Origin of the sequence: Rubripirellula amarantea, from assembly GCF_007859865.1 — a bacterium.
Lineage (GTDB): Bacteria > Planctomycetota > Planctomycetia > Pirellulales > Pirellulaceae > Rubripirellula > Rubripirellula amarantea.
The window spans coordinates 350,921-364,063 of the sequence record NZ_SJPI01000001.1 but is presented as its reverse complement, the minus strand read 5'-3'; the positions used below and the strand labels follow the sequence as shown (position 1 = coordinate 364,063).

Annotated in this window: 8 protein-coding genes; 4 read left to right on the top strand and 4 right to left on the bottom strand. The window is 52.4% G+C overall.

What is annotated here, in order from left to right:
• Positions 1 to 437 precede the first annotated feature (437 nt).
• The 4 genes from tkt to groL all read left to right on the top strand — a co-directional run bounded on the left by tkt (position 438) and on the right by groL (position 5,544).
• The gene (tkt, locus tag Pla22_RS01395; protein WP_146512995.1) at positions 438 to 2,483 is read left to right on the top strand and encodes a transketolase; all 2,046 of its coding nucleotides are present in this window, start codon (positions 438 to 440) and stop codon (positions 2,481 to 2,483) included.
• Positions 2,484 to 2,712: 229 nt separating this feature from the next.
• Positions 2,713 to 3,204: a DinB family protein gene (locus tag Pla22_RS01390; RefSeq protein WP_146512994.1), complete on the top strand. Its 492-nt coding sequence runs from the start codon at positions 2,713 to 2,715 to the stop codon at positions 3,202 to 3,204.
• 349 nt (positions 3,205 to 3,553) lie between these two features.
• Positions 3,554 to 3,871, top strand: a complete 318-nt coding sequence (groES, locus tag Pla22_RS01385; RefSeq protein ID WP_146512993.1) for a co-chaperone GroES — start codon at positions 3,554 to 3,556, stop codon at positions 3,869 to 3,871.
• Between the two features lie 56 nt (positions 3,872 to 3,927).
• Complete coding sequence (groL, locus tag Pla22_RS01380; RefSeq protein WP_146512992.1) at positions 3,928 to 5,544, top strand: chaperonin GroEL; 1,617 nt, start codon at positions 3,928 to 3,930, stop codon at positions 5,542 to 5,544.
• Positions 5,545 to 5,654: 110 nt separating this feature from the next.
• Here groL and Pla22_RS01375 read toward each other — a convergent pair whose 3' ends face one another.
• From Pla22_RS01375 to Pla22_RS01360, 4 genes are all read right to left on the bottom strand, one after another.
• Positions 5,655 to 7,166, bottom strand: coding sequence for a tetratricopeptide repeat protein (locus Pla22_RS01375; protein ID WP_146512991.1), 1,512 nt, complete (start codon positions 7,164 to 7,166; stop codon positions 5,655 to 5,657).
• Positions 7,163 to 8,881 (bottom strand): exosortase U, encoded by a 1,719-nt coding sequence (xrtU, locus tag Pla22_RS01370; RefSeq protein WP_146512990.1) that lies wholly within the window; start codon positions 8,879 to 8,881, stop codon positions 7,163 to 7,165. The genes Pla22_RS01375 and xrtU overlap by 4 nt, the downstream gene beginning before the upstream one ends.
• A gap of 43 nt (positions 8,882 to 8,924) precedes the next feature.
• Positions 8,925 to 11,420 (bottom strand): polysaccharide biosynthesis tyrosine autokinase, encoded by a 2,496-nt coding sequence (locus tag Pla22_RS01365; RefSeq protein ID WP_146512989.1) that lies wholly within the window; start codon positions 11,418 to 11,420, stop codon positions 8,925 to 8,927.
• 281 nt (positions 11,421 to 11,701) lie between these two features.
• Positions 11,702 to 13,138, bottom strand: a complete 1,437-nt coding sequence (locus Pla22_RS01360) for a tetratricopeptide repeat protein (protein ID WP_146512988.1) — start codon at positions 13,136 to 13,138, stop codon at positions 11,702 to 11,704.
• Positions 13,139 to 13,143: the final 5 nt, after the last annotated feature.

The window sequence follows — 13,143 nt, the reverse complement described above, 5'->3', positions numbered from 1 at the left end:
ATACTGCACGCCAGGTCTATTTTGGGTGAATCGTAGTAGACGCAAGCGATAGTGCGTTTGAGTGTATTGCTCGGGTCGCGATCAGAAGAGGTACGCGTGAGCCTTGATACAGATCATAATCCAAGATTCGCGGCATTTCTCTGCGGGGCATGGTTGCTGCAGGCGATTGACGACTCCTTTCCCTCACAATCCGAACTAGGCGGTGTGTAAAGCTCTGCTGGTGATCGCTTTTTTCCGCAGGTGGTCGTCCCTGGGCAGCATTGGTCGACAGAATGGCTGTTGATGGAGAGTGCAGGGATCGTGATGTGGCGTCGCGTCGGCGGTCTGTCCTGTGAGGGGGCAGTTTTCTAGCGTCCAGCCCTTTCGATTCGACTGCTGGGTCATTACGATTTGCTAAGCAATTTCCTACTCAAATCGTTCAAAGAGAGACCTCGCCGATGAGCGTTGCATCGACTGACATCGACACCTTGGCCGTTGACACCATCCGAGCCCTCAGCATGGACGCCGTGCAAACGGCCAACAGCGGTCACCCCGGTACGCCGATGGCATTAGCGCCAATCGCATATCAATTGTTCAATCACACGATGAGCTACGATCCGGAAAACCCTCAGTGGCCCGGACGCGATCGCTTTGTTCTGTCCTGCGGACATGCCTCGATGCTGCTCTATAGCACCCTGCACTTGGCGGGCGTTAAAGAGGTGGATCGCAATGGCAAAGGCAACGGCGAGCTTGCCATTTCGCTCGACGCAATCAAAAACTTTCGCCAAATCGGTAGCGTTTGCGCGGGCCACCCCGAGTATGGCGAAGCTGCCGGAATCGAAACCACGACCGGACCCTTGGGAGCTGGTGTCAGCAACAGTGTTGGCATGGCGATGGCTCAAAAATGGCTCGCCGAAAACTACAACACTCCTGACGCTAAGTTGTTTGACTACAACGTGTACGCGATTTGCAGCGACGGGGACCTAATGGAGGGTGTTGCTTGTGAAGCTGCTTCCGTCGCAGGGCACCTGAAACTCGATAACGTTTGTTGGCTCTATGACGACAACAGCATCACGATCGAAGGTGATACCGATCTGGCGTTCAGCGAAGACGTCGGCGTTAGGTTCGAAGGTCTTGGGTGGAACGTTGTTCATGTCGCTGATGCCAATGATCGAAAGGCGATTGCCAAAGCCGTAGCGAACTTCCAAGCTTGCAAAGACAAGCCGACGATCATCATCATCAAAAGCATCATCGGTTATGGTGCCCCCAACAAGCAAAACACGCACAACGCACACGGTGCACCCTTGGGCTGGGATGAAGTCGCCCTGGCTAAGGAAAGCTACGGACTGCCAAAGGATGAGAAGTTCTACGTTCCTGATGGCGTTCGTGAGCATTTTGCGGCGAATCTGGGAGCCCGAGGCGCAGAAGCGTACGAAGCCTGGTCGAAGCAATGGGCCAAGTATCAGTCGGATCATCCCGAAAAGGCTGCTGAATTGAAGGCCATGTTCGCTGGCGAATTGCCTGCGGGTTGGGACGCGGATATCCCAGTCTTCCCTGCCGATGCGAAGGGTGATGCCACGCGAAATAGCAGTGGCAAAGTGCTCAATGCCATTGCCAAGAACATCCCTTTCATGATTGGCGGATCCGCTGACTTGGCGCCAAGCAACAAGTCCGACTTGACGTTCGATGGCGCTGGTGAGTTCTTGCCCAAACAGTACAGCGGACGCAACTTGCACTTTGGCATTCGCGAACACGCCATGTCAGGGATTGTTAACGGTTTATCGCTCTCTGGGCTGCGTGCCTACGGTGCGACGTTCTTTGTTTTCACTGATTACATGCGTGGCGGAATGCGGTTGGCAGCCATCATGCATCAACCCGTCCTTTACATCCTTACACACGACTCGATCGGTGTCGGCGAAGACGGTCCAACTCACCAACCAGTCGAGCACCTGACTGCTTGCCGTGCGATCCCTAATCTTTTCGTATTCCGCCCTGGCGATTCCAATGAGGTCGCTGAGTGCTACCGCACCGCAATGCAAATGCATCGCAGTCCTGCAGCATTCGTTCTGTCTCGTCAAAACATGCCTACCCTTTGCCGGGATAAGTATGCGGCGGCCTCGGGATGTGCCAAAGGTGGCTACGTTCTAAAGGACTGCGATGGCACACCCGACGTTATTTTGATGGGTAGTGGCAGCGAGTTGAACTACGCCGTTTCAGCAGCCGAAACACTGGAAGCCGAGGGCAAGAAGGTTCGTGTCGTGAGCATGCCTTGCATGGATCTGTTTGCTGATCAGGACCAAGCGTACATCGACGAAGTATTGCCGCCGGCGGTGACCAACCGAGTCGCAGTCGAAGCAGGCCTGCGGATGTGCTGGGACCGCTGGATTGGTAGCCAGGGCAAATTTGTCGGAATGAGCGGGTACGGTGCCAGTGGACCGTTCGACAAGGTTTACGAGCATTTCGGCATCAATGCCGCTGCCGTGGCTGCTGCCGCGAAAGCCTAATTCCCCGTGGACGCCCGGCTTCACTAGCGACCGTCTTCACGATGTTCGTCTTGTGATGTTCGTCTTGTGATGTTCGTCTTGTGATGTTCGTCTTGTTTGGCCAGCGAGAAATCCTGGCCTTTATTTTGGGGTGTAACCGCGACTCATCGATACGGTCCTAGAAGAAACGGGCTAAAACGAAGCTCCGCCGTTTGCCGCTTTTCTCTCACTCCTTTCCGAAAGTGCCGTTATGCATGCCAAAGATGCCATCAAGAACGCCTATGACTTCAGCCGGATGGTGTTGTCGACTTACGTAAGTGACCTTTCGGACGCAGAGTTGCTTAATCGGCCCTGCGAAGGCTGCAATCACGTCGCGTGGCAACTAGGGCATCTGATCAGCTCCGAAGTCATGCTGCTCGAATCGGTGGCTCCTGGTCACGGGATTGAGCTCCCTGAGGGATTTGCGGAAACGCACGGCAAAGAGAACGTCGGAAGTGATGATGCGGCGGAGTTTCGAACCAAGGATGAGTACCTGCAGTACTTTGAGCAGTTAAAAGCGTCAGCCTTCGCAGCCATTGATGCCCAAACGGACGAAGACCTTGCCAAGGATCCACCGGAGCGATTGGCCGGGTTCTGTCCCAATGTAGCGGGCGTTTTCATGCTGATTGCTACTCATCCGATGATGCACGTCGGCCAATTCGTGCCCGTTCGACGAAACCTTGGCAAGGCAGTGGTCATCTGATCGCATTTCGACTGCTAATTCCGCGTCGAAGTCTTGATCCATTTTCCCGCGCCAGTCCTCCGTGCGGATAGGTCCAGTACGCTCTGCCAATTTGGTAAGCGGAGTTGTGCGTTCGCATAGTCGGTTTGTCTTAAGTTGTTTTCTGTCAACGCTTTAGAGGTTTGTTTTTGCGAATGGCACACCGCTTGCTGTTCTAGCGAACAAATTCGCGTGACCTGCCAAAGGTGCGCTCTCGGTCCAGCCTGAGTTTTTTGAAGGCAGTGCTGGTTGAGCGTCGAAATTTGGCCGCAACGCTTCCCGAACACTCAATTAACTCTTTCCTACCACTCACTCTAAAGGGACTCTAAAGATGGCGACTGCCACGAAGAAGAACTCCAAAGTTCGCTTGCAACCCATGGGCGAACGCATCGTTATCAAGCGAGTCGAAAGCGAAGAAACCACTGCTGGCGGTATCGTGCTGCCTGATTCCGCTCGTGAAAAACCTGCTCGCGGCACCGTTGTCGCAATCGGAAGCGGCAAGCTGCTTGACGATGGCAGTCGTGCGAAGAGCCAGCTTAAGGATGGCGATGTGGTTCTGTTCAGTCACTACGCTGGTGAAACCGTCGAAATCGACGACGTCGAGTATCTGTTGATGCGCGAAGACGACGTGCTGGCTGTCATCGAGTAATCGCTCGGTCGACCCACCCATTCCTTTCTCTTTCACTACCAATCACATAGATCACCATGTCAAAAATTATTGCTTTTGATCAGGAAGCTCGCGAAGCGATTCGTCGCGGTGTTTCCAAACTCGCTCGCACCGTCAAAGTCACTCTTGGTCCCAAGGGTCGCAACGTTATCTTGCAAAAGAGCTTCGGTAGCCCAACCGTCACGAAGGACGGCGTTACCGTTGCCAAAGAAATCGAGCTCGAAGATGTCTTCGAAAACATGGGCGCTCGAATGGTCCGCGAAGTCGCCAGTAAGACTTCGGACGTTGCCGGCGACGGAACGACCACCGCAACGGTAATGGCCGAGGCGATCTTCAATGAAGGCCTCAAGGCTGTGGTCGCTGGCGTTAATCCAATTCAGATGAAGGCCGGTATCGAAACCGCTGTTGCCGACATCACCGAAAAACTTCACAAGATGGCTACCAAGGTCAAAGACCAGGAAGCCATGGCGAACGTTGCCACCATCGCCAGCAACAACGATCGCGAGATTGGTGAATTGCTTGCCGACGCGATGAGCAAAGTGGGCAAAGACGGCGTTATCACCGTTGACGAAGGCAAGAGCCTGAAGACCGAACAAGAGTGGGTCGAAGGCATGCAATTCGATCGTGGATACCTGTCACCTTACTTCGTGACCGATCCGACCAGCATGGAAGTCGTCCTTGAAGACGCTTACATCTTGGTCTTCGAGAAGAAGATCAGCAACATCAAGGACATGGTTCCGATGTTGGAAAAGGTCGTTCAACAAGGCAAGCCACTGTTGATCATCGCAGAAGACGTCGACGGCGAAGCGTTGGCGACTCTGGTTATCAACCGCCTTCGCGGAACCTTCACCGTTTGTGCCGTGAAGGCTCCTGGCTACGGCGACCGTCGTAAGGCCATGATGGAAGACATCGCGATCCTGACTGGCGGGCAAGCGATCTTCGAAGCTCTCGGCGTGAAGCTTGAAAGTGTTGATCTTCCGCAGCTTGGGCGTGCGAAGAAGATCATCATCGACAAAGACAACACCACGATCATCGAAGGTGGCGGTAAGAGTTCGGACATCAAGGCTCGAATCGACCAAATCCGTCGCGAGATCGAAAACAGCACCAGCGATTACGATCGTGAAAAGCTGGAAGAGCGACTGGCCAAGTTGGCTGGTGGCGTGGCCAAGGTCAATGTTGGTGCAGCAACCGAATCCGAAATGAAGGAAAAGAAGGCTCGCGTCGAAGACGCGCTGCACGCAACTCGCGCAGCCGTCGAAGAGGGGATTTTGCCTGGTGGCGGTGTTGCACTGCTTCGTGCATCGGCATCGGTTAAGCCAGCTGATACGCTGACTCACGATCAAATCGTGGGCTACAACATCGTGCTGCGAGCTTGTCGTGCCCCGATCACGATGATCGCTGAAAACGCAGGCCAAGACGGCGGCATCGTGTGCGAGAAGGTGATCAACAGTAAAGGTAACGAAGGTTATAACGCGTTGACTGACACCTACGAAGACCTGGTCAAGGCTGGCGTCATCGACCCCACGAAGGTCACCCGCACGGCACTTGCGAACGCGGCTTCGGTATCAACATTGCTGTTGACCAGCGATGCGCTTGTCGCTGACAAACCTGAAAAAGGTAAGGGCGGCACCGGTGGTGACCACGACATGTACTAGGCCCAACTGCTTAGCATGAACCAACGAAAACGGCCGACGAAAGTCGGCCGTTTTTTTTGTGCCTCTAGGGGAAAAGTCATCAAGTGGTGATTTGATGCAGCGACATAGTCCTATGAGGACTCAGAAGTAGGTTCGCTGGCTGAGGCAGTCGTTTTTGCAGCTTCTTCATGCATTTTTGCCAACTCTGGTTCTCCAAGTTCGCGATAACAAACTGCGAGCGACAAATGAGCCTGTGGTGCTAGCGACGGGACGCTAAGCGCCAATTCGAGGTCGGTTATCGCGTCTTGATATCGTTTTAGCCGGAAGAGTATTTGACCGCGAGTTTCATAAAAATGCGGAGTAGCGTTTGGGGTCGTCGAAATTGCCTGCTCGGATATTTTTAAGGCCCGCTCTAGGTGCTCGTCACCACGCATCGACAGTGCCACGGCTAAGTTATTGAGAATAGCTCCGCTACGAGGCAATTCCTTTGCTGCCAATTCGAGAGACGTAGTAGCTCGTTCAACATCGTCTTTCATCAATGCTGCGGTGCCCCGAATGAAGTGCGCGATACCAGGCGAGCTGCCTGATACGAGGGCATTACGAATTTTTTTGAGTTGTTCATCATTTTCGTCCAGCGTTGCTAGCACCTGATCCGCCACGAGTGTCAACACTCGGGGATTATTCGGCGCGAACTTTAACGCGACCTGCAGCATCTTAAGCACTTGCAGTTTGTCTTCTTGGGTTTCGACTGGAGCTTTTTCTATCGAGCCAATCCAAACGACGATTGCATCGCTCATCGACATCCGAAGAAGGTCTGCTTCTTCAGGAGTCTTTGCATTGGCGATTGCGGTTTGCAGAGTACGAACGGATTCGGGATGCTTTTCCAAGAAAATTTGGTTCTGGGCAATTGCAAGTGAGAGCCTAATGTCACCAGGTTCTTCAGAAGCCCGCTTTTGCAAGTTGCTGAGCGTTTGCTCGGCGAGCATTACAGATTGTCGATTCTTTCCAAGTCGTTTTGCGACTGCGGCAGCCCGTAAGCCCTGCATGGGCTGATTCTCTGCCAGTTCGGAAAGAAGTTTGATTGCCATCTCTTCATCACCTGTGGTGATGAGGTAGTCCGCGTATGTACGTTTGATGTTGGGGTCTTTGGGAGCTTCCCGGCTGAGCAGAGATAGCAGGTTCCCCAGCTCATTGCGTTCAGCTTTGCTGAGCTTCGCCCATGCCAATTCAGAATAGACGTTTCGCAAAATCCACATGGCTGCGGGAGCATGGTTATATGACCGAACCAAGTTTCGCATGATTTCAGTTGCTTCGTCACGCTCTTCCTGGGAATCACGTGCGAGCCCCAATCTGTAAAGCAGATCGGGCGACTGTCGGTTCATGTTGAGCTGGCGTCGAATTACCAATTCAGCGGTAGCGTAGTCTTCGTTTTGCCAGGCGGTCTCCGTCTGCGCCGCGATAAGCGAATTACGCCACGAACTAAAGCCCGAAAACGCAACTGACGCCACGATTAAAATCACAATGAGCGTCGCAACAGCGGGAGAGGCCTTAGCGGCACTTTGCCAAGGAATGGAAAGCAGCCAAGCATAAACGAATTGACGAATCCACCGAGCCCATGCAAGAGGGTTAAAGTATTGCATCATTGATCAAGGCCTTGGGATTCTCCGGTGACTGGCACATCGGGAGTACGTGGTTGTTGACTACTGGCACCGGATCGGACCTCCGAAGCGAGGGAGTCTCGGATCCGAAAAAAGTCGCTTCGGACCTCGTCGATCTCCGCTGCAGATAAACGTCCTTCAGTGATAAGCCACGCTTGCATCATCAGCAGAGGTTCTCGTTGGTTGCTCCTCCGGAAATCAAGATAAGCAGTTAACCTACCCAGGTCTTGGGGCGGAGCAACGGCGACGCCATCAGGAGTGAGTGCGGAATATAAAAGGTATCCGTACGAGTTCGCAGTGTCGACTCGCTTGCGAAACCTTGCCATTGCTATTGGAGTCCTGTCGGTAATGTCTGTGACGTCCTCAGGAATGCTCGACCTTCCTCGGTTGAGAAGTCTCCAGTCCCGTTGATACGAGATTGAAAATTCTTGCCACCTCGAAAAGGTTTGGCTGATCAAAATTTGACAAGTAGCATCTTGAAAGGTGCACGTCCAAATGTCGGCGTTACGGCCAAGCTTCCGGTTTTCGTTGTTGCGGTTTCGTTGGTGATCTTCGATCGTCAGGTGTTTCGTCGCGTCCTCGATAAGTTGAGGCGATGGGTCGATGATAAGCTGCAAAGACACATCGTCACCCGATGAGCTCGTTCCTGCACTGACATAACTGATAGACGCAAACAGGGTTCCAAGCGTCAACAGCAAGCACAGTGACAAGAACACGTAGCGCATGTTAGATCTTGAATTCGACTGTCTGGTCTCAGTTGTTTGACTGAGTGAAGCCTCTTTGCCATCGTCAAATAGCAGATTCCATAACTTGACCAAAGGGTTGTATTCACTCGCGCCATGCGTCCCTTCAACAGGATGACAAAAGCTAGCCACTAGGTTGTCAAACGACCAAAGCAGACCGAAGCATAGCAATAGAATGATATAGCCCAAGATGGAACTCGCCCAACCAGACGTCCAGTCCCATTGCAGCCAAGCGTCCGCCATCGTGATCAGTGAGATCTTGGCGGTGTAGGCAACTACTGAGACAATGACCGCAATGGCTAGATAAACCGGTGCCAAGAAAATCTTGCGTCTCATCAGTGCCATTATGATAAATGCGAGAAACGCAATCGTATAAAACGACAGAATGCCGGAGCACAATTCAGCAACGAATAGCTCCTTGTCCGGCAACCGTAATTCATTTCCTCGAATTCCATGCGGAATTGCCACGAAGTCTAAAATCACGCTCATGAGTCGAGCGGAGGCGCGTTGAAGCCAGACGATGAGAAGCTCATCGAGTCCAAAAGGAGGTCTGACCAAAACCCATACTGGCAGGCACAATGCGAAGGTTGAACTCCCAGAACGATCGCTCTGCGACCAGAAGAAGCCAGTGATTGCGATGGCAAACCCGATCACAGCTGGGGCGAACGTGCCCACGATAATACTGCTAGCTGCTAGTGCGAGTGCTAAGCCAACGAGAATCCAGCCAAAATATCCTCGTGGAGGCTCTAGCGGTCGAGCTACTCGCTTCCAGGCTAGAAAGGCGACGGTTAGCAATGCGATAGGAAAGAATCGGTAGTAGTCCAGGCTCCACAATGACGCCAGATAAGGCAGCAGCATGGGCAGGAATGGCAGCAGCAGTGCAAGCCAATACAAGTATCCCAAGGGTTTCCTATTTGTCTGACCATGCGTGGCCATAATGTCTTCCAGCGTCGTCATGAACTAACATCCCAAAGAGGCGAGGCTGACTTGTGAGTGACGGTCATGCTTCGTCCGAAGGTTCGACACTGCTGGCGGCCTGGGAAGGTCGTTCCATGCGAAGGGCTCCAACACCACGGCCTTCAACGACCATTGGAGTGTATTCTTCGCGAGCATTCGTGCCGCCACTCGATTTGCCGGATCGGCGAGAGTAGCGACTGGTGTATCGCCCGTAACGGTAATAGCCATAGCCTCTGTAACCATCGCTAGTGCCCGCTTCATCGGAATTGTTAATTACAACGCCTAGCAGATTGGCACCGACGCTGCGCAGGATGTTCACCGATTCCTTAGCGTTGGGTTTGCTCTTGCGGCGAATTCGAATGGTTAGGACGACGCAGTCTGCCATGCTGGCTGTGATGCTCGGGTCAGTTACCACTAGTAGCGGCGGCGTATCAATGACAATGTAATCGAACTCTTCTCGCATTAAGTCCAACAATTCGACCATTTCAGGTAGCGTCAATGCTTCGGCTGGATTGGCTGGAATGGGGCCGCTAGGCATCACTCGCAACGTAGCAAGCGGAGTCTGATGGCAAGCATCAACAGGGTCACATTGACCATTAAGAACATTGGTGAGGCCGAGCTTATCCTGCATCGCAAAGTTGTCCGTCAACTGAGGACGACGCAAGTCACAATCAATCGCTAGGACCTTCTTACCACTCTGTGCTATGGAGCAGGCCAAGTTGCCAGCTACCGTTGTTTTGCCGTCCGAAGGCAACGGACTTGAAACTTGAATGATCTTCCCGCCGTCGATCCCGACCGTATCAAAGAAAACGGAGGTACGGCATGATCGAATTGCTTCTGCTGCTACCGATGAAGGTTGGTGCAGAACTAACAACGACGGATCTAGATCAGCATATGCGTTGATTTCTCCCTTCTTAGTCCGGCGTTGCTTTGCCTTGAAGAATGGAACGTGCGTGAGCACGGGAACACCCAACATCGTGGCAATCTCATCCGCATCGCGGAACGTATTTGCATTCTTTTCCAACAACAGAGCCAGTCCGGAGCCAAGCATCAATCCCAAGAAAGTGCCTATTGCGAGGGACTTTAGCAAGCTAGGGCCAATAACTACTGCTGGTTGAGGAGCAACTAGGTTGCTCAATCGCGTGCCACCTTCTTCTTCGGTTAGCCGTACGCGAGCCATTTGCTCTTCGAGTTGGTTCATCAATTCGCGGTAGCGGTCAACCTCCCGCATCATGCCAATGTTTTGCTGTTCATACTTGGCAAGTTCAATCGCGCCTTGCTTTTCTACTTCGATTTGAGCATCGGTCTCTTTGATTTGATCATTGAGCAGGGAGAGTTCCGCCTTCGCCGCGTAGATTACCGCTGCGACAGCTTCTTTTGCTTGGCCTACCGGATCGGAAGCATTGGCTTGACTTTGTTCAATCAGTTCTAGAAGACGCGATGTTTGGTCGGTGACGATTCGCTTTAGCTCAGCTTTCATCATCGTTAGTTCAGCATCGAGTTGTTTAACGGTAGGGTGACCTTCGCCATACTCGTTCGCATACTGGTTACGTTTGATCATCAGCGGAACAAGTTGCTGGTCAAGCTCAAGCATCGCAAGTTGGCCATCAGCCTCCCGGATCTCCCGATCGCCCGAACTTCCGGCATTAGGAAGACTTATCTTCACGGAATACATTTGTCCGATCACGCTCAAGGCAATGATTGGATTCGTGGCTTGTTTAGCAATGGCTTCGACAGCAGCTAGTTGTGCGGCTTTGGCACGCATGTTTTCGATCATCTCGCTTCGCTTGGCAACCAAGAACAGTTGACGCTCGCGGTGTGGATTGATCGCCTCTCCCTCGTTGTTCCATGCCAAAGGTGCGTTCGTTCGAAATTGGCTATACTTGTTTTCCAGTTCGTTCATCTTCGGATGCAAATCATTTATTGCAACTGTAATCAGACGCAGCAATTCATCTCGCGAACTCTTGTGACGTTCGTTGTAGAAGTCTTCCAAAGCATCGTTGAAGGATTTGACAGCGTTCTCGCACAAGTCAGCGTTAGTGTGCTGGAAAGACATAACAGCTATCAATGACTGAGCATTTCTGATGTCTGAAACCTCAGGTTCTAGCTTCAGTGACTCAATAGCAGTTGCCAGGAAAGCCCGGAACGAGTTGTCAAATTGTTCTCGATAGGGCTGCATCCGCTCGTCTTCAAAAGCCATTGAGACAACGCGGTCACTAAATAACTGTGATTCAAGAATTTCTATACTCGGCACTCCACCAATTACATCACCAGAGATCGAGTCTAAGATTGCTGGACGATCGCTTTCGATCATCAACTTAGTTGATGACATCAATGTCTCGGGTGTCTTCAAAAACACGAGCAATCCGGCGACGGCACCTACAATGGCCGGCAGGATAACGGCCCAGCGGTAACGCCAAAGGGCAGCGAGCAAATCCGCAGATTCGCCATTGTCACCGAATTCGTTTCCACTTCGAGAAGCATCGGCTGACCAGGATTGGTCAGTCTTACTTAGGCCACGTTGAGGAGGCAATTGCATAAGAATTACGTCGTGATGAGATTAGGGAGTCGTGTGTCGTGCCGGTTTGACCGAACTTGAGCCGAAGGAACGGTACAGTCTATCGAGCGGTTCGCGATTTGCCTAGAAATTCGTACGATTGATATCCAATTTACGCACGCGTTTTACGGCAAAAACAATCCTATTCGGAACAACCGCAATAACCGGCCCCCGGACAATTGGGCGAAGTGTCAGACCTAGCGATAAGCGAGGTCTTTATCCACGGTTGTCGACTAAGACGGAAGGTGTTCGTGGAATTGCGCTTATAGCGGCGAAGGCTGTCCGGTTGTAAGGTCGCCCTTTCCAGTCGTTTCTGAAGAAAGCATTTCGTCGGCCAAGGTCTCCCAATTGTTGGTCGCTTGGAGAAGCCGATTTCGATACATCCAGTAGATTGGTTCTTCGCTGTCGAGCGTCACGGCACGCTTGGATAGTTCTAAAACCTCCTTGGAAATTCCTCCTCTGACTTGCTGCAATAGCTGCGCGGTGAGGAAGTAGCTTCGTGGCTCGTTGGGAGCTCGCTGAATCGCCTTCTGTGCTAGCGCTAACGCTTGTTGATGGCCACCGGCGCCGGCGAAAGACTTTGAAAGGGCCAAAAGCACCGAAGGGGATGTATTGGGGGATTGGATTAAATGCCCCACTACATTGTTTAGTGGGTGATGGGCATTGCCCGAGTTGGCAACAAGTTGATCAATGAGAGGTTGAACCATGTTGAGCCCAAGTGAAGGGTCGCACGTTCGTTCGATCAAACTCACTAGAATATCCGCTCGCGGCTCCGCACGGTCGATCTCGCGGAGCACAGCATCAATCAAACAACGGGTTAGTTCCGAAGCGACTTCTTGATCGTCAGGTTGCAGCAATCCCATTGCGTGAATGATTTCGGTGATCCGATCGTGCATTTGCAAGTGATCAAGCGAAAGTAAATACGCAGTTCTGAATGATTGAGACGTTCTGAAATCAACGACCGCGTTTTGCTCATTTTCGTCAGATTGCTCAGACGCCTTTGCTACCGCAGTGTCGTAAGCAGCGACGATTTCCTTTGCAACATCCGATAATTGGGTTGGGTTTCCGACGGTTCTAGCGACTTTCCGCAAGAGTTCAAATGCCTCGGGGTCGGTTTGACCGGCGATGCGAGCCAGCGAAAGTGCCTCGCCCACATCCCCTTCCGCCCAAGCCAGTCTTGCCAAGGTCAGCGGGTGAACACTGGCTGGGTACCGCGCCACCATCGCGTCCGCTTGCTCACGTGCGATTTCGCTTGGGGCATCCCAGTACTTACCAGCATCGTCGCTCAATGCTAAGTGAAGTAACCAACTCCTCGCAGCCGATAGATTGGACTCTTCGGCTAACGCTTCCACTTTCTCAATATTGGACTCTATCGCGAAGCCATTTTCACGCGCGGTAATCTTGCGGAACTCGGTCATTGCTGTAGTCGTTCCAAGCGTTTCGAGTTTTTCAAGAAGCATTTCTTCTGCAGCTACCGTTCCAACGATATCCGGATTCTCGATTGCACTTTGATAAGCATGCACGACTCGAGGGCTAGTTCCCAAGCAGGACCATAGGCAGACCATAGAAAACACGAACATCCCCAATAAAACAGCAACGCTGCCTCGACATTGCGCCCAAAGTGGCTGAGACGTGGACTCGCCGATAATGGGCTGTGAAAGCACATCGGAAGAATCATTGGAGGATGGTTGAGATGTCATGCCGT